17 protein-coding genes are annotated in these 16,586 nt (G+C 67.3%); 11 read left to right on the forward strand and 6 right to left on the reverse strand.

Annotated features, from left to right (window positions below):
* Positions 1-189: 189 nt before the first annotated feature.
* Entirely contained in the window at positions 190-1,707 is a 1,518-nt protein-coding gene (locus tag OG300_RS29485) for an ATP-dependent DNA ligase (RefSeq protein WP_405486520.1), read from the reverse strand.
* A gap of 106 nt (positions 1,708-1,813) precedes the next feature.
* Between OG300_RS29485 and ramB the strand changes: the two genes are divergently transcribed.
* The 10 genes from ramB (at position 1,814) to OG300_RS29535 (ending at position 11,165) form a co-directional block, all read left to right on the forward strand.
* A complete protein-coding gene (gene ramB, locus OG300_RS29490; protein WP_405486522.1) occupies positions 1,814-3,223 on the forward strand; it encodes an acetate metabolism transcriptional regulator RamB in 1,410 nt (469 codons plus the stop codon).
* 130 nt (positions 3,224-3,353) lie between these two features.
* Complete coding sequence (locus OG300_RS29495; RefSeq protein WP_405486524.1) at positions 3,354-3,908, forward strand: hypothetical protein; 555 nt, start codon at positions 3,354-3,356, stop codon at positions 3,906-3,908.
* Between the two features lie 344 nt (positions 3,909-4,252).
* Positions 4,253-5,488 (forward strand): urea ABC transporter substrate-binding protein, encoded by a 1,236-nt coding sequence (gene urtA, locus OG300_RS29500; RefSeq protein ID WP_405498726.1) that lies wholly within the window; start codon positions 4,253-4,255, stop codon positions 5,486-5,488.
* Positions 5,489-5,594: 106 nt separating this feature from the next.
* Positions 5,595-6,479, forward strand: a complete 885-nt coding sequence (urtB, locus tag OG300_RS29505; protein ID WP_405486526.1) for an urea ABC transporter permease subunit UrtB — start codon at positions 5,595-5,597, stop codon at positions 6,477-6,479.
* On the forward strand, positions 6,476-7,624 hold the full coding sequence (urtC, locus tag OG300_RS29510) for an urea ABC transporter permease subunit UrtC (RefSeq protein WP_405486528.1): 1,149 nt from the start codon (positions 6,476-6,478) through the stop codon (positions 7,622-7,624). The genes urtB and urtC overlap by 4 nt, the downstream gene beginning before the upstream one ends.
* A complete protein-coding gene (gene urtD, locus OG300_RS29515) occupies positions 7,621-8,442 on the forward strand; it encodes an urea ABC transporter ATP-binding protein UrtD (protein WP_405486530.1) in 822 nt (273 codons plus the stop codon). The genes urtC and urtD overlap by 4 nt, the downstream gene beginning before the upstream one ends.
* A complete protein-coding gene (gene urtE, locus OG300_RS29520) occupies positions 8,426-9,118 on the forward strand; it encodes an urea ABC transporter ATP-binding subunit UrtE (protein ID WP_405486532.1) in 693 nt (230 codons plus the stop codon). Before urtD ends, urtE begins: the two co-directional genes overlap by 17 nt.
* A 38-nt stretch (positions 9,119-9,156) precedes the next feature.
* The gene (locus tag OG300_RS29525) at positions 9,157-9,912 is read left to right on the forward strand and encodes a GntR family transcriptional regulator (protein ID WP_405486534.1); all 756 of its coding nucleotides are present in this window, start codon (positions 9,157-9,159) and stop codon (positions 9,910-9,912) included.
* A 38-nt stretch (positions 9,913-9,950) separates the two neighbouring features.
* Positions 9,951-10,493 carry a carboxymuconolactone decarboxylase family protein gene (locus OG300_RS29530; RefSeq protein WP_405486536.1) on the forward strand — a complete coding sequence of 181 codons (543 nt, stop codon included), beginning with the start codon at positions 9,951-9,953 and terminating at the stop codon, positions 10,491-10,493.
* A 45-nt stretch (positions 10,494-10,538) separates the two neighbouring features.
* A complete protein-coding gene (locus tag OG300_RS29535; protein ID WP_405486538.1) occupies positions 10,539-11,165 on the forward strand; it encodes a TetR/AcrR family transcriptional regulator in 627 nt (208 codons plus the stop codon).
* Here the strand turns inward: OG300_RS29535 and OG300_RS29540 are convergent.
* The 5 genes from OG300_RS29540 to OG300_RS29560 form a co-directional block, all read right to left on the reverse strand.
* Complete coding sequence (locus tag OG300_RS29540) at positions 11,151-11,948, reverse strand: alpha/beta fold hydrolase (protein WP_405486540.1); 798 nt, start codon at positions 11,946-11,948, stop codon at positions 11,151-11,153. The two genes, OG300_RS29535 and OG300_RS29540, sit on opposite strands and share 15 nt — an antisense overlap.
* A complete protein-coding gene (locus tag OG300_RS29545; RefSeq protein ID WP_405486542.1) occupies positions 11,945-12,772 on the reverse strand; it encodes an alpha/beta fold hydrolase in 828 nt (275 codons plus the stop codon). The genes OG300_RS29540 and OG300_RS29545 overlap by 4 nt, the downstream gene beginning before the upstream one ends.
* Before the next feature lie 38 nt (positions 12,773-12,810).
* Complete coding sequence (locus OG300_RS29550) at positions 12,811-14,265, reverse strand: MFS transporter (RefSeq protein WP_405486544.1); 1,455 nt, start codon at positions 14,263-14,265, stop codon at positions 12,811-12,813.
* Positions 14,255-14,929 carry an SGNH/GDSL hydrolase family protein gene (locus OG300_RS29555; RefSeq protein ID WP_405486546.1) on the reverse strand — a complete coding sequence of 225 codons (675 nt, stop codon included), beginning with the start codon at positions 14,927-14,929 and terminating at the stop codon, positions 14,255-14,257. The genes OG300_RS29550 and OG300_RS29555 overlap by 11 nt, the downstream gene beginning before the upstream one ends.
* A 92-nt stretch (positions 14,930-15,021) precedes the next feature.
* Entirely contained in the window at positions 15,022-15,693 is a 672-nt protein-coding gene (locus OG300_RS29560; protein WP_405486548.1) for a GNAT family N-acetyltransferase, read from the reverse strand.
* A gap of 312 nt (positions 15,694-16,005) precedes the next feature.
* Between OG300_RS29560 and OG300_RS29565 the strand changes: the two genes are divergently transcribed.
* The gene (locus tag OG300_RS29565) at positions 16,006-16,581 is read left to right on the forward strand and encodes a dihydrofolate reductase family protein (RefSeq protein ID WP_405486550.1); all 576 of its coding nucleotides are present in this window, start codon (positions 16,006-16,008) and stop codon (positions 16,579-16,581) included.
* Positions 16,582-16,586 lie beyond the last annotated feature (5 nt).

Consider the following 16,586-nt stretch of genomic DNA (forward strand, 5'->3'; position numbering starts at 1 on the left):
ACCGTCGAGTTCGAGCTGGACGGCACGGGCTCGCAGGGATTCCGCGTGGGAGATGCGGTGGCAGTTCCTGCGTCCCGTCACCTGACAACCGTCCGGCTCGACGTTTCGACTCTTGAATCTTGATCCCCGAATCTCGGAGCGAACCTGGACTGCGCTGTGAATCGCCTGTGAGGCGGTCTGTTTTGCCAGCTATTTCTGGGGCGGCAGCAGGGCGCGCACGGTGTCGATGGTGTCGGCGTCGGCGGGTTCCTTGTCGGGCCGGTACCTGACCACCCGGGCGAAACGCAGTGCCACACCGCCGTCGTAGCGCGGGCTGGTCTGGACGCCGTCGAGCGCGATCTCCACCACCAGTTCCGGGAACAGATAAACGGTATTGCCGTCGCGACTGCGCTCGTGCCGCGGGAATTCGGCGGTCTGCCACTGCAGCAGCGCATCGGTGAGGCCCTTGAAGGTCTTGCCCACCATGATCGGGTCGCCGCCCTCCGGATCCCGTGCGCCCAGATGCAGATTCGACAGATAGCCGGTGCGGCGGCCGTATCCCCATTCCGCGCCCAGCACCACCAGATCGAGGGTGTGAGTGGGTTTGATCTTGAGCCAGGAGCGCCCGCGCCGTCCCGCCGCGTAGGGCGCGTCCAGATCCTTGACCATGATGCCCTCGTGCCCGGCGGCCAGCGCACCGTCGAAGTATTCGGCGGCCGTCTCGGCGTCGGGCGCGACCAGGGCCGGGATGCTGAGTCCGGGGGCGACCCGGGCCAGTGCGGCGCGGCGTTCCCGCAGCGGGGCGTCGAGCAGGTCCACACCGTCGAGGTGCAGGCAGTCGAAGAAGTACGGGTGCAGCAGCAGTTCCTGGGCGGTGGCCGCGCCGAAGCGGCTCATGGTCTCCTGGAAGGGCCGGGGTCGCCCGGAATCGTTGAGCGCCAACGTCTCTCCATCGAGCACTACACTGACACAGTCCAATCGCCTTGCCAGCGAGACCAATTCGGGGACGCTCCCGGTGATGTCGCGCAGGGTCCGGGTGAAGATCCTGACCTCGTCGCCGTCGCGGTGCACCTGGATGCGCGCGCCGTCCATCTTCACCTCGACGCTGGCCTCGCCGTCGAATTCGCCCAGCGCCTCCTCGAGGCTGGCACCGGGTGAGGCCAGCATGGGCTGGATCGGGCGGCCGACCTCGAGCCGGAAGGCGGCCAGCGCCTCGACCCCGCCGCTGCGGGCGGCGAGCGCGGTGACCGGTAGTCGGCCCGACAGCATGTGGGCGCGGCGCACCGCGGCGATCGGCACGTCGAAGGCGGCGGCGACCGCCTCGGCGACGATGGCGGTGAGCGCGCCCTGGCGCATCTCGCCGGTGAGCAGGCGCAGCAGGAAGTCGTGTTCGGCGGGGGTCGCGGCCACGAACAGCGCGGTCAGCAGGTCGCGGCGGCGGGCGGTGGAGCCGGTGCCGCTGACCTCGGCGAGCGCGGTGAACGCGTCGTCCACCTCGGCGACGGTCAGGCGGGCGGCGGTGGCGGGTGGCACCTCCATGGTGGTGAGGGTTCGCCAGCCGGTGCCGATGCGGCCCTGCGGCAGTTCACCGGAGAGCCAGGCCACCACCTGCGCGAGTTCGTCGGGCGCGGTGAGTTTCAGCAGCCCGGCGAAGGAGTTGATCTTGTTCTTGCGCGACGAGGTCTCCCGCGCATTCCGCGACGCCTCGACCACATCAGACAAGAGCACTGTTCGACGGTAACCGCCGCCACCGACAACGGTTGTGACCCATCGCTCAGCGCGCCTGCTAATTCGGCATTGGCAACGGTGCGAAAACGTCCATAGACTCGGTCACATGGCCAAGACCTATGTCGGCGCACGGCTGCGTCAGCTGCGCACCGAACGCGGTTTGAGTCAGGTCTCGCTGGCCAAGAAGCTGGAGATCTCGGCCAGCTACCTCAATCAGATCGAGCACGACGTACGCCCGCTCACCGTACCGGTTCTGCTGCGCATCAGCGAAGTCTTCGGGGTGGACGCGGGTTTCTTCTCCTCCCAGGACGACACCCGGCTGATCGCCGAACTCCAGGAGGTGGTGCTGGATCAGGAGCTCGGGGTGGAGGCCGACGCGCAGGAGATCGCCGAAATGGTTTCCGCGCACCCGGGTTTGGCGCGCGCCATGGTGAACATGCATCGCCGCTACCGCAATACCACCGCGCAGCTGGCGGCGGCCACCGAGGACCGTTTCGCGGACGGCAGCGGTTCCGGGGCCATCTCGAAGCCGCACGAGGAAGTCCGCGACTACTTCTATCAGCGCCAGAACTACATTCACGAATTGGATACCGCCGCAGAGGAACTCACGCATCGCATGCGTTTCCACGGCGGTGATCTCAAGCGCGAGATCCCGCGTCGCCTGGCCGACGCGCACGGCGTGCAGATCGTGGAGCGCATCGACCTGGGCGACGGTCTGCTGCACCGTTTCGACACCGGTCAGCGCCGCCTGGAGATCGCACCGCATCTCTCCGGCGGGCAACGCGTGTTCAAACTGGCCGCGGAGCTGGCCTACCTGGAATGCGGCGACCTGATCGAGAAGCTGGTGGAGGAGGGCGGTTTCTCCAGCCACGAATCCCGGGTGCTGGCGAAACTCGGTCTGGCCAACTATTTCGCGGCCGCCACCGTGCTGCCGTACGCGCATTTCCACGAGGTGGCCGAGGATTTCCGCTACGACATCGAGCGGCTGTCGGCGTTCTTCACCCAGAGCTACGAGACCATCTGCCACCGGCTCTCCACCCTGCAACGCCCGAAACTGCGCGGCGTCCCGTTCTCCTTCGTCCGCGTGGACCGGGCCGGAAACATGTCGAAACGCCAGTCCGCCACCGGTTTCCACTTCTCCTCCAGCGGCGGCACCTGCCCGCTGTGGAATGTCTACGAGACCTTCGCCTACCCCGCCAAGATCATGACGCAGATCGCCCAGATGCCCGACGGCCGCAAATACCTCTGGGTGGCCCGCACGGTGGAACGCCGCGCCACCCGCTACGGCGAGCCCTCCAAGATCTTCGCCATCGGCCTGGGCTGCGAACTCCGCCACGCCGGCCGCACCGTCTACGCCGACGGCCTGGACCTCAACGACCCCAAACCCACCCCCATCGGCGCCGGCTGCCGAGTCTGCGAACGCGCCTCCTGCCCCCAACGCGCCTTCCCACCCCTCGGCAAATCCCTCGACATCAGCGAACACCGAAGCTCCATCTCCCCCTACGTCATTCAGTGAGACCGGTCCCGGTCACATCGACCGATACGGTGACCTATTCGGGGGTGTAAAAGATGTCGTACCCGCGGCCGAAGATGGCCTTGTGAAAATGAGAAAGATCATCGCCACAGCTGCGCTCACCATCGGCGCCATGGCTATCACGGGGGGCACATCGTATGCGGCGCCGGAATCGAACGCACAGGATGTGCAGGCCATTTCGCATCTGGCCGGAGACCAGGACGGCATCCATTACGACGTGGTTCGTTCCGATGCGGACCACACCGTCACCACCACCCTGACCGGGGGCGCGTTCCAGCTCACCGACACCGCGGTGAACATCCTCGACGGAAACGGCATCGTCACTTCCACGATGCCGCTCTCGGTGACCATCGACGGCACCGACCAGGTGCTCTCGCTGAACCCCGGCATCGCTGAGGACGGCGCCGCACTGGTCGCACACCCGACCGCCACCGCCGTCGCGGCGGGCACCGCCCAAACCGGCAGCGCCAACGCGGCGGCCGGCGCGCTCATCGGCGGCATCCTCGGTCTCGTGGTCACCGTCATCAGCCTCGGTTTCGGGTTCATGGCGATACCCGCCGGGATCCTGGGCGGTGCGATGCTCGGCGGCCTCAGCGGCTCCGGCGCGCCGAGCACCACCCGGCCGTGCTACGTCACCCCGAACACCAACCTGGCGTACTGCTACTGATCGCTGCCGTAAACCCCACCTCACCATCGCTTTCGAGCCGGTGCCAGCTTCCGCTGGTACCGGCTCGAGCCGTTTTGCATACCCTGATCTGCGACGATCCGAGAGACCGCCGGTCGTATCCCGTTGCCGTGAGCGGAAATTCACGCCACCGAAACATGGGAAATCGGACATTCATCGAGAGTCATTCCGGCGCAACACTTCCCGTTTACGGTTCGTTCCACGAATACAGCCGTTGTATACGCGGCGGTATTCGCAAGCGGCGCACGCGGCGTCGCCGAACACCGTTAGTGAGAAGGATCCGCCCAATGCACGATTCTCCCCGCCGGGCCCGACATCGGCGCCTGATGAAGGCGATCACCATCCCGACCGCGCTGGCACTGTCCGCCGTGATGATCGCGGGCTGTGGTTCGCGTGACAGCGACACCGCTTCGGGTTCCAATGCCAAGTCCTGCGTGGACACCTCGAAGGACACCATCAAGATCGGATCCCTGCACTCGCTGACCGGCACCATGGCCATCAGTGAGGTCACCGTCGCCAATGCCACCAAGCTGGCGGTGGATCAGATCAACGCGGCGGGCGGCGTCATGGGCAAGAAGCTCGAGGTGGTGCTCGAGGACGGTGCGTCGGATCCGAAGACCTTCGCCGAGAAGGCCGAGAAGCTGATCAGCTCCGACTGCGTCGCCGCGGTGTTCGGCGGCTGGACCTCCGCGTCCCGCAAGGCCATGAAGCCCAAGTTCGAATCCCTGAATTCGCTGCTGTACTACCCGGTTCAGTACGAGGGCCTGGAGGATTCCAAGAACATCTTCTACACCGGCGCCACCACCAACCAGCAGATCATTCCGGCGCTGGACTACCTCAAGCAGAAGGGCATCACCTCCCTCTACCTGGTGGGCTCCGACTACGTCTTCCCGCAGACCGCCAATCGCGAGATCAAGGCGTACGCCAAGGCCAACGGCATCGAGATCAAGGGCGAGGACTACGCGCCGCTGGGCTCGACGGATTTCTCCACCATCGTCAACAAGGTCCGCAATGCCAAGGCGGGCGCGGTGTTCAACACCCTCAACGGCGACTCCAATGTGGCGTTCTTCCGCGAATACGCCAACGCGGGCCTGAAAGCCGCTGACATGCCGGTGGTCTCGGTGTCCATCGCCGAGGAGGAGGTCGCCGGTATCGGCCCGCAGAACGTGGCCGGCCAGCTGACCGCCTGGAACTACTACCAGACCGTCGACTCCCCCGCGAACAAGGCGTTCGTCGCCGCCTACAAGGCCGCCTACGGCGCGAACAAGCCCACCTCCGACCCGATGGAGGCCGCCTACACCTCGGTCTACCTGTGGAAGAACACGGTCGAGAAGGCCAAGTCCTTCGCGGTCGCCGACATCCAGAAGTCCGCTGGCGGAGTCACTTTCGACGCCCCCGAGGGCACCGTCACCATCAACGGCGACAACCACCACATCACCAAGACGGCCCGCATCGGCGAAATCCACCCGGACGGCCTGATCTACACCGTCTGGGATTCCGGCAAGCCGATCGAACCGGACCCGTACCTGACCACCTACGACTGGGCCAAGGGCCTCAAGTAGGTAGTAGCAGTTCTCGGCGGTCGCCGATGAGGGGCGGCTGGTGCGGGAGCGATCCCGCACCAGCCGCACGGCGCCACCGTCACCCCTGAGAGTCAAGAGGTACGAAATGGAAGTCGTTGTCGGACAGCTGTTCACGGGGTTGAGCCTCGGCTCGATCTTGTTGCTCGCCGCGCTGGGCCTGTCTTTGACCTTCGGTCAGATGGGCGTGATCAATATGGCGCACGGTGAGTTCATCATGGCCGGTTGTTACACCACCTATGTTGTGCAGCAGCTGATCTCGGCGACGGGGGTGGCGCTGATCGTGTCATTGTTCGTCGGATTCATCGTCGGCGGACTGCTCGGTGCGGCCCTGGAAATGGGTCTCATCCGTTGGATGTACGACCGCCCGCTGGACACCCTGCTGGTCACCTTCGGTGTCGGGTTGGTGTTGCAGCAGGTGGCGCGCAATATCTTCGGTGCGCCCGCCAAGAACGTGGTGACGCCCGAATGGCTGACCGGCGGCATCGGGATCGCGGGCACGGTGGTGCCCAAGACCCGCATCTTCATCCTGGTATTGGCGCTGGCAGCGGTGATCGCGCTGGCCACCGCGCTCAAGACCACCCCGCTGGGTCGCCGGATCCGGGCCGTGGTGCAGAACCGGAGTCTTGCCGAAACCTCCGGTGTCTCTTCCCGAATCACCGATATCAGCACCTTCTTCATCGGTTCCGGTCTCGCCGCCGTGGCCGGTGTGGCCCTGACCCTGATCGGCTCCACCAGCCCGACGATCGGCCAGTCCTATCTGGTCGACGCCTTCCTGGTGGTGGTGATCGGCGGTCTGGGCCAGATCAAGGGCACCGTGATCGCGGCCTTCGCCATGGGCCTGCTCAATTCCTTCGTCGAATACTCGACCACCGCGACGGTCGCCAAGGTGATCGTCTTCATCGTGGTCGTGATCTTCCTGCAGGCCCGCCCGCAGGGCCTGTTCACGGTTCGAACCAGGAGCCTGGCATGACCATCATCGGGCGACTCTCATCTCTGAAAACCCTGGGCGGCTTCGCGATTGCCGCCGTCGTACTGTTCCTCGTCGCGCCCGCCATGCTCAGCGATTTCCGGTTGAGTCTGCTGGCGAAGTTCCTGTGCTTCGCCATCGTCGCGGTCGGGATCGGCCTGGCGTGGGGGCGCGGCGGCATGCTGGTGCTCGGGCAGGGCGTGTTCTTCGGCATCGGCGCCTACATCATGGCCATGCATCTGCAGATGACCGATGCGACGAAGGCGCACGAGGACGTGCCGGAGTTCATGAGCATCGCCGGTGTCGACAAATTGCCTTCGTACTGGCAGCCTTTCGCGTCCGCGCCGGTCGCGCTGCTGGGTATCGCGGTGCTGCCCGCGCTGGTGGCGGCGGTGCTCGGGTTCGGCGTGTTCAAGCGCCGGGTCAAGGGTGCGTACTTCGCGATCCTGAGTCAGGCGCTGGCGGCCGCGCTGGCGATTCTGCTCACCGGTCAGCAGACCATCGGCGGCTTCACCGGGCTCAGCGATTTCCGCGCGTTCTTCGGTTTCCGCCTGGATGATCCGGTGAACCGGCGGATGCTGTTCTTCATCGCCTCGGCGACGCTGCTGATCGTGGTCGCCATCGCGCGGCAGCTCATGAACAGCCGGTACGGGGAACTGCTGGTCGCGGTGCGTGATCAGGAGGAGCGGGTGCGCTTCCTGGGCTACGACCCGGCCAATATCAAGATCGTCGCGTACGTGGTGGCGGCGTTCTTCTCCGGGATCGCCGGTGCGCTGTTCACGCCGATCGTCGGCATCATCTCCCCCGCCGACATCGGCGTCGTCCCGTCCATCGCATTCCTGATCGGTGTCGCCATCGGCGGCCGCGCCACCCTGCTGGGTCCGGTGCTGGGCGCGATCGGGGTGGCGTGGGCGCAGACCACGTTCTCCGAGCACTTCCCGTCCGCGTGGACGTATTTGCAGGGCGCGCTGTTCATCGTGGTGGTCGGGTTCATTCCGGCCGGGCTCGCCGGATTCGGCCCGATGACCAGGCAACTGCTGGATCGGTTGCGGCCCAAGGCGATCGACGAGCCGGAGCCGGTCGCCGTCGCGGTCACCCCGGCCGAACCCGTCGCGCCCGCGGTCGAAGAGAAGGTGGAAGCGCGATGAGCGAATACCTCGAAATCCGTGGTCTCAGCATCAGTTTCGACGGCTTCAAGGCCGTCTCCGACGTCGACCTCACGGTGCTGTCCGGTGACCTGCGCTTCCTGATCGGACCCAACGGCGCGGGCAAGACCACCCTGATCGACGCCATCACCGGGCTCACCCCCGCCACCGGTTCGGCCCGCAAGTCCGGCACCGAGCTGATCGGTCGCAAGGTGCATCAGATCGCCCGGCTGGGCGTCGGCCGCACCTTCCAGACCGCGAGCGTCTTCGAACAGCTCACGGTGCTGCAGAACCTCGACATCGCGGCGGGCGCGGGACGTTCCGCGCTGACACTGCTGCGCAAACGCAAGTCGGTGCTGCCCGCCATCGAGGAGGCCCTGGAACTCACCGGTCTCGGCGCGCTGCGCGACAAACCGGCCGGGGTACTCGCGCACGGCCAGAAGCAGTGGCTGGAGATCGGCATGCTGCTGGTGCAGAACGCGTCGGTGCTGCTGCTGGACGAACCGGTCGCGGGCATGAGCGCCGAGGAGCGCGAGGAGACCGGAAACCTGTTGCGCCGCATCGGCGGTGAGCGGGTGATCGTGGTGGTCGAACACGATATGGACTTCATGCGGGCGTTCGCGAACTCGGTGACGGTGCTCGCGGGCGGCAAGGTGCTCAGCGAGGGCAGCGTCGAACAGGTGCAGGCCGACCCGAAGGTGCAGGAGGTCTATCTGGGCACCGCCGCCGCCGGTGAACTGCCACCGGCTGAGTCGGAAACCACTGTGCCGGAACAAGAGTCGGACGAGGCGAAGGAGGACGCCGATGCTCGAGCTAGTTGATCTGCACACCGGCTACGGCCGCACCGAGGTGATCCACGGTGTCTCCCTGACGGTTCCGGACGACGGCGTGGCCGCCATCATGGGCCACAACGGAGCCGGCAAGACATCGCTGCTGCGGGCGGCGGTCGGGCTGCTGCCCGCCAAGTCCGGCCGGATCCGCTTCGACGGCGAGGACATCACCAAGATGTCACCGTCGCGGCGGGTGAAGCGCGGAATCGCCTACGTGCCACAGGGTCAGCAGAGTTTTCCACAGCTGTCCACAATGGAGAATTTGCATGTGGTGGCCGACGGCCGCGCCCGCGCCAAGGAACTGATCGCCGAATCCCTCGACCTGTTCCCGGCGCTGAAGGAACTGCTGACCCGCAAGGCGGGCCTGCTCTCCGGCGGTCAGCGCCAGCAGCTGGCCATCGCGCGCGCCCTGATCACCGAGCCCAGGCTGCTGATTCTCGACGAGCCGACCGAGGGCATCCAGCCGTCGGTGGTCGCCGAGATCGAGCGCACCATCATCGATCTCACCGCGCGCGGCGGGCTCAGTGTGCTGCTGGTGGAGCAGCACATCGGTTTCGCGTTGCAGGCCGCGCAGCAGTACTACGTGCTGCGCTCGGGCCGGGTCACCGATTCCGGTGCGGGCGGTGCGGGCGCGGAATCCGCGGTGCGCCTGGCCATGGCCATCTGATCGGACGCCCGGTGAACGCGCGCAGGGGGCGTATTCCGTTGTCCGAGCGGGTCTATCGAGCACTGCGGCACGATCTGGCGGCGGGCGCGCTGGTGCCGACCGAACGACTCGGCGAGGAACGGCTCGCCGAGACCTACGGCGTCTCCCGCACCCCCGTCCGCGAGGCCCTGGCCCGCCTCTACGCCGACGGCCTGCTGGAACGCCACACCGACGGCCTCTACCCCTACCGCCCCCGGGTGAACGAGCTGGGCGACCTGTACGAACTGCGAATAGTGCTGGAGACCAGGGGCATTCAGCGCTTGCAGGCCACCCCGGCCGATATCGCCGAACCGCTGGTCGAAGCCGACACCGATCCCCGGCCCGAGCCGCTCGGCAGACCAGAGAGCGCGCTGCCCGCCGTCACCTTGCACGACATGTCCGAGCTGCGGAGGGAATTGGAGATCTGGCGGCGCATCCGCAACCATCCGCCGGATCCCGGCCCCGCTCTCATCGCGGCCGACGAACAGTTCCACACCACCCTGCTGGCCGCCGCGGGCAATACCGCGCTCGCCGACGCCCTCGTCACCGTGCACGCCCGCGTCCGCCCGGTCCGCTCCCTCGACATGCCCACCCCCGCCCGCATCGCGGCCATGGCCGACGACCACATCACCATCGCCGAACACCTGCTCTCGGGCGACCTCGATCTGGCCCTGCGCACGCTGCTGGCGCACCTCACCAGTTCCCGCGCGCACGTGCTGACCCGGGCCCGCCGCGCCCTCGAGCTGACCCGGCTCGCACAGGCTGTCCGCGAGTGACCTGGCAGCCGACTGGGACAGGGTGTTGACTGGTGGGCATGGTGTCGACGAAGCCACGTATCGCTCCCGGCCGACTGCGGGAGCTGGGCCCCGTGAACTGGGTTGTCTGGCAGGCGCTTTCCCGCGCCGCCGGCACCGAGGACGCGCATCTGTTCAGCACGCTGGGCCGCACCGGCGGCCTGTTCCGCGGCTGGCTGCACTACTCGGGCCGCCTCATGCCCGGCGGCAAACTCCGCCGCTACGAGTCCGAACTGGTCATCCTGCGCGTCGCGCACCTGCGGCAATGCGACTACGAGATGGACCACCACATCCGCCTCGGCCGCCGCGCGGGCATCACCGCCGAAATCCTCGACCGCCTCCGCGACGAGGGCCCCGCGTCCCCCGCCTGGACCGACAAGGAACGCGCCCTGCTCACCGCCGTCGACCAGCTGGTCACCACCCGCGACCTCGACGACGCCACCTGGCAGACCCTCTCCACCCACTACGACGAACGCCACCTCATCGAAATAGTCCTGCTCACAAACCAGTACGAGGGCCTGGCCAGCACCATCACCGCCCTGCGCATCCAAACCGACCACTGACCGAGCCGGACCGCCACACCCGGCCGATGGCGTACGATCGGCCGTATGCAAGGTTCGGCGACGGACAGCGACATCACCGACAAGCGTCTCCTGCGTGGTGCGCGGACTCGGCAGCTGGCCTTGGCCCGCGCCGTGCACATCGCCTCGCTGGAAAGCCTGGAGGGCTTGAGCTTCGGGCGAATCGCCACGGATATCGGGTTGAGCAAGGCCGGTCTGCAAACGCTGTTTCGCACCAAGGGAAGCCTGCAACTGGCCACCATCGACCACGCCCGCGCCATGTTCGCCGACTTCGTGGTCCGGCCGACCGCGGCCGAACCTCGCGGCCTGCCCCGCTTCCGCGCGCTGATCGAGCGCTGGATCGCGTACGCCGAGCAGCCGCTCTTCGACGGCGGCTGCTTCCAATCCGCGAACCTCGCCCAGTACGACAGCCGCCCCGGCGAGGTGCGCGACAAGCTCGCGGCCTATCAAACGGAATGGGTGGCAACCCTTTCCGAGGAACTGTCGATCGCGATCGCACAGGGTGAGATCGAAGAACTGGATCCCGAACTCGCGGCCTTCCAGATCGATGCCGTGCTGCGGTCCGGCAATACCGCGCTGCGCCTCGGCGACGCGACGGTGATCGCGAAGATCCGCCGCGTCATCGAGGCCGTCCTGCACTCACCCGGCAGCTGACCACCGGCTCAGAGCCGCCGCGTAAGCGGCGGGTTGGTCGATCCACGGGTAGTGGCCGCAGTCGGCGATCAGCTCCACCGACCCGTTGGTGAACATCCCGGCCAGCGCCTCCACCGGTGCCCGCCCGGACAGCAGATCCGCCGCACCTCCGATGACATGCACGGGCAGTGTGAGTGCGGGGATCCGCGCCAGCAGCGCATCGGGTATCGGCGCCATGAAGAACGCGCGCAATGCCTCGAAACTCGTTGTCCCCGTGGCGGAGTGCCGCTCGGCCGCCGCGTCCCAGCGGGCGTATCCCAGGGGTGCGGTCACGCGCAACCACTCTCGATACTCCGCCTCGTCGCGGAGATCCAGGGGCGGCGCGGCCAGTGCCGCCACGATCAGCGGCTCGTCCGCGCGGGCCGCCGCCAACGTCTCGACATCGCTCTCGGTCCCGGTCAGCCACGTCGCAGGCGGTGCCACCAGGGCCATCCGCCGCACCGGCGCACCGGATGCCGCGTACGCCAACGCAACTCGTGCGCCGGCGGAGTGCGCGATCACCTCGACCGACGACAGACCCAGCTCGCGCCGCACGCCCTCGAGATCGTCGAACTGATCCCACCACGGCCCCGGCAGCCCACCGGTTCGCGGCGTACCTCGGTAATACACGACGGCGAGCGGCCGACTCACACCCCAGACCCGCACATCCCCCAGATACTCCGGCGACCGCACACCCCCGCCCGGCAGGACCAGGATCGGTTCTCCGCCATCCCCGCCGATCACCTCGACGCCGATGGTCGTCATGCGACCACGGGCTTCAGGAAGTCGAGCAGCTCATTGTTGAGCCGGTCGGCATGCGTGACGTAGAGACCGTGCCCGGCATTCGAATATTCGCGATAGTCGGCAGACGGCACGAGTTCGGCGGTGCGACGGCCGGTGACCTCGATCGGCGCGGAGAAGTCGGCATCACCGTGCACGATCAGCACCGGAACGGTGATGGCGCGCAACGCTTCCCGATTGTCGCTGTGGAAGATGGCCTCCTGGATCTTCAGGATCACCCACGACGGCGTCGACAAGCATTGCCGGTAGGTGAGATCGGCCTGCTCGGGCGAAACCTCGGTGCCGAACTGCTCGGCGAAATACAGCTGCGACTGCCGGGCCATCCATTTCGGCCGATCAGTGCGAATGCGGTGCAGCATATCGTCCAGCACCGCCTCCGGAACCCCCGCCGGATTGTCGTCGGTGAGCTTCAAGAACGGCAGGATCGCCGAGACGAAAGCCACTCGCGCGACCCGGGATTCGCCGTGCCGGGCCAGGTAGCGGGTGATCTCGGCGCCGCCGGTGGAGTGTCCGACCAGGGTGGCGTCGGTCAGCTCCAGGTGTTCCAGCAGCGCGGCGAGGTCCTCGGCCGTGGTGTCCAGGTCGTAGCCGCCGCGCGGCCGATCCGAACGACCGTGACCGCGCCGATCCAGTGTGACGCAACGGAAACCGCGGTCGAGGAAGAACGGCAGTTGGTACTCCCACATATCGGAGCCGAGCATGGCTCCCGCGACGAAGACGACGGCCGGTCCGGTGCCGTAGTCCTCGTAGGCGAGGGTGGCACCGTCGGTGGGTGTGGTGAAGAACATCGAGATTCCTTGTCTGACAGGTGTTTCGGTGGACGGTTCTAGGTGGAGGCCGCGGGCCGCTGCGGCAGCAGGAAGACGAGGACGGCCGCGAGGACGGCGATGACGAAGGTGGCGAATGAGGCGGCGGCGAAAGCGTGACCGGCCGCCGCGACCGGGTCGCCGGTCGTGGGGTGGAAGGAGCCGAAGAAGATCGCCCCGACGACCGCGACACCGAGCGCTCCCCCGCACTGCTGCGCCGTGGACAGGGCTCCCGACGCGACACCGGCGGACTCCGGGCGGACCCGGCTCAGCACCGTGTTGAGGGCGGGAGTGATGACCAGGCCGCCACCGACGCTCTGCCACACCAGGGTCGGAATCACCAGCAGCGGGGTGATCCGCGGTCCGGACACCAGCAGCAGCCCGGTCGCCAGGTAGCCGCTCGCCATGATGACCGCGCCGACCTCGAGCACCCGGCGTCCGTATTTCGGAATGGTCCGGCCCGCAACGAGACTGAACACGAAGAAGGCGACGGCCGCGGGTAGATAGACCAGTCCGGCGCCGAGCGCCGACAGCCCGAGACCCTGCTGCATGGTGACCGACAAGGCCAGGTAGTACGAGTAGATCAGCGCGTACAGGGCGAGCACCAGCACGATCCCGAGCGCGAACGAACGCTGCCGGAACAGCGTCAGCGGCACCAGCGGATCCCCGCCCCGCCGTTCCGAACGCCGCTCGATCACGACGAACGCACCGAATCCGACCGCACTGCCCGCGAAGCACGCCCAGGTCCACAGCGGCCAGCCCGCCTGCTGCCCCTGGATCAGCGGCAGCACCAGCAACGACAGTGCCGCGCTGAGCGCCCCGACACCCGGCAGATCCAGCCCACGGGTGGCGTCCCGGTCGGTCTCCGGCACGAATCGTGCGGCGAGACAACAGATCACCAGGCCGATCGGCACGTTGACCCAGAACACCAGCCGCCACCCGCTGCCGAACAGGTCGGCGGCGATCAGCAGTCCGCCGATGAGCTGCCCGCCGATGGTGGCCAGGCCCATCACGATGCCGAGCACGCCGTACACGCTGTGCCGTCGCGCCGCGGGCACCAGCACGGTCACGTACGCGAACACCTGCGGAACCATCAGTGCCGCACCGAAACCCTGCACCACCCGCGCGGCGATCAGACTGCCCGCCGTCGGTGCCAGCGCGCAGGCGATCGACGACAGCGTGAACAGCGCCACCCCGAGCAGCAGCATTCGCTTGCGGCCGTGCAGATCCGCCAGCCGGGTCGCGGTGATGATGAAGACCGCGTAGCTGAGTTGATAGCCCGCCAGCACCCACTGCACCGCACCGGCGGAGGCGCCCAGATCCGCCGCGATCGAGGGGCCCGCGACCACCACGATGAACGAGTCGAGCACGGCCATGAACAGTGCGGCCAATCCGATCGAGATCGTCAGCCACGGAATGGAATTCGAGTCCGTGTTCGGTACCGTCCGGTTCGCCGCCCGTTGACTATTCGGCATGGTCGGCGATCTCCACGGCCAGTGCCCGCACCATCTCGGCCGCCAGCACCGCCTGTCCCGAGGTCGAGAAGTGAATGCGGTCCGCGCTGAGCAGATCGGCGCGCTCGTTGATCGGATGGTCGTGCATGTCGATCACGATCGCCCCGTACTCGGCGGCCAGCCCGCGCACGATCGCGTTGACGGTCACCACCCGCTGCGCCCAATCCTGGAACACCGGAACGACATACGCGCTGCCGAGAGTGAACGTGGTCAGCACCGCCCCGGTCGCTCGCGCCCGCCGATACAGCTGCCGCAGCGTCCGCTCGATCTCCCCGAAGTCCGGGTTCCGGCGCACGATGTCGTTGGCTCCGCACGGCAGGTGCAGCAGGTCCGGCGCGAAGTCGAGCAGCGGCTCCAGCTGATGTTCCAGGGTGCGGGTGGTGGTCGCTCCGATCTCGGAGACATTGAGGTAGGCCAGGTCCGGGCGGACCGCGCGCAGCACGGCCGCGACCCGGTCCGGCCAGCCCTGGGTCCCGTATCCGGGGGTGGGATCGCCGGTCCCGAGCGAAAGACTGTCTCCGACAACGGCATATCTGGTCCACGGTGCTCCGGCCAGCAGCGCGACGGCGTCCGCCTGATCCAGGCAGAACGGATCGGTCGCCTCGGAGCGAATGACTTGTTCCATATTTCTGAGCATACGGTCGTACGTATTCTTACTCAAGGGTCAAGGTCGATCCCCGTCGGAACACGAGCGGAACAAATCGGGCGAAGCGCGACTCAGCGGCGCAAGCGGAAAACCGGCTGAGTGGCCGGTTCCGGCGGAATCTCCGGGGTGGCGCGACGATGGCGGGCGACGGGCTCGGCATGGCTGTCGGTGCGCACCCTGGCATGCAGGTGCATGTCGTGCCAGCCGTCCTCGTGCAGCCCCGCGCTGCGATTGACGCCCTCGAGGGTGAAAGCGGATTTGGCTGCCACCCGGCAGGATTGGACATTGTGGACCGAGTGCCGAAGTTCCAGGCGATGGAAACCGGCCACTTCGAAGGCCCACTCGGCGAGCGCGTCGACGGCGCGCGAGGCGAGGCCACGGCCGCGCGCGGCGGGGACGACCCAGTAGGCGACCTCGGCTTCGCCGTGCCAGAGCTCCATGTGATGCAGGGAGGCGCGCCCCATCAGGCGGCCGGTGCGGGCGTCGGCGATCGCCCAGTTGGCGGCGGTGCCGCTGGTCCAGGAGCGCGCCCAGGCATCGACCCAGTCGTCGACCTCCTCGGCGGTGTCGGCGCTGCGGACATGCCAGCGGCGAATCGCCGGATCCTGGAAGGCCACGAACACCTCGGGGCCGTCGCGGCGCAGCCAGGGACGCAGCACCAACCCGTCCCCGACAGCGAGCACCGGCTGCGCTGCCCGGCTGAAGGTTTCGGTGGCGACGATTGCCGGTGTGGATCGCGGCATAGCTGGAATTCTGCCCGCGACCGCGGCGTCGCGCCACAAGATTGAGACCATCGTCCCGATCGGTTTGCTCGACCGGATCGTCCGACGCGACCCGAAACCCCTCAGGTCCTGCGGTTTTCAATCAGCCCCGCGAGCCCGCCCGGCGGATAGGTCCTCGACCCGAACGGGCTGATCATCCAGTCGGTCCAGTGGGTCTGGAAAGTTTCTGAAACTTTTTCGCGCGGCGGTGTCGATTCGGCGGGCACTCGTTCGAGGAGTAGGCGAGGGTCGAAGAGAGCGGCCCCACAACCCCGATGCGGAAGGCACCTCCCGATGAGAAAAGTTGTGGCACTCGAGCACGTGACCCTCGACGGCTTCGTCGACTCGCACACCGGCAGCGGATTCGAATGGACCCACCGCGGCTACAGCGAGGAACTGGCCGAATACGGTGACCAGCACATCCGCGCCGATGTGGACGCGGCCCTCTACGGCCGCCGCACCTTCGAGGGCATGCGCGACTTCTGGTCGACCGTCGCCGACAACCCGGAGATGGGCGCGCACGAGAAGGACCACGCCGAGTGGGTGACCGAGGTGGACAAGTACGTCTTCTCCAACACGCTGAAAGAGCCGGGCTGGAACAACACTCGCGTCATCTCGGGCGATGCGGCCGCGCAGGTCCGGGCGCTCAAGGCCCAGGACGGCGGCACCCTGTCGATCTACGCCAGCCCGAAACTGGTGCACTGGTTCATCGCCGAGGGACTCGTCGACGAGTTCCGCGTCATGATCCACCCGCTGACCGTCGGCTCGGGCACACCGCTGTTCCCGGAGAAGGCCGCCCTGAACCTGAACGTGCTCGAGACCAAGGTGTTCGACACCGGCGTGGTCTACGCCCGCTACCAGATCGCCTAGAGAGG

Origin of the sequence: Nocardia sp. NBC_00511 (assembly GCF_045161165.1) — a bacterium.
In the GTDB taxonomy this organism is placed as follows: Bacteria; Actinomycetota; Actinomycetes; order Mycobacteriales; family Mycobacteriaceae; genus Nocardia.

Bases quoted from the DNA above. Each gene is read 5' to 3' on its own strand.
- urtE (WP_405486532.1), top strand. From the start codon at position 8,426: ATGCTCGAGCTAGTTGATCTGCACACCGGCTACGGCCGCACCGAGGTG.
- OG300_RS29565 (WP_405486550.1), top strand. From the start codon at position 16,006: ATGAGAAAAGTTGTGGCACTCGAGCACGTGACCCTCGACGGCTTCGTC.
- urtA (WP_405498726.1), top strand. From the start codon at position 4,253: ATGAAGGCGATCACCATCCCGACCGCGCTGGCACTGTCCGCCGTGATG.
- OG300_RS29560 (WP_405486548.1), bottom strand. From the start codon at position 15,693: ATGCCGCGATCCACACCGGCAATCGTCGCCACCGAAACCTTCAGCCGG.
- ramB (WP_405486522.1), top strand. From the start codon at position 1,814: ATGGCCAAGACCTATGTCGGCGCACGGCTGCGTCAGCTGCGCACCGAA.
- OG300_RS29555 (WP_405486546.1), bottom strand. From the start codon at position 14,929: ATGGAACAAGTCATTCGCTCCGAGGCGACCGATCCGTTCTGCCTGGAT.
- OG300_RS29540 (WP_405486540.1), bottom strand. From the start codon at position 11,948: ATGACGACCATCGGCGTCGAGGTGATCGGCGGGGATGGCGGAGAACCG.
- OG300_RS29550 (WP_405486544.1), bottom strand. From the start codon at position 14,265: ATGCCGAATAGTCAACGGGCGGCGAACCGGACGGTACCGAACACGGAC.
- OG300_RS29530 (WP_405486536.1), top strand. From the start codon at position 9,951: ATGGTGTCGACGAAGCCACGTATCGCTCCCGGCCGACTGCGGGAGCTG.
- urtB (WP_405486526.1), top strand. From the start codon at position 5,595: ATGGAAGTCGTTGTCGGACAGCTGTTCACGGGGTTGAGCCTCGGCTCG.
- OG300_RS29495 (WP_405486524.1), top strand. From the start codon at position 3,354: ATGGCTATCACGGGGGGCACATCGTATGCGGCGCCGGAATCGAACGCA.
- urtD (WP_405486530.1), top strand. From the start codon at position 7,621: ATGAGCGAATACCTCGAAATCCGTGGTCTCAGCATCAGTTTCGACGGC.
- OG300_RS29545 (WP_405486542.1), bottom strand. From the start codon at position 12,772: ATGTTCTTCACCACACCCACCGACGGTGCCACCCTCGCCTACGAGGAC.
- OG300_RS29535 (WP_405486538.1), top strand. From the start codon at position 10,539: ATGCAAGGTTCGGCGACGGACAGCGACATCACCGACAAGCGTCTCCTG.
- urtC (WP_405486528.1), top strand. From the start codon at position 6,476: ATGACCATCATCGGGCGACTCTCATCTCTGAAAACCCTGGGCGGCTTC.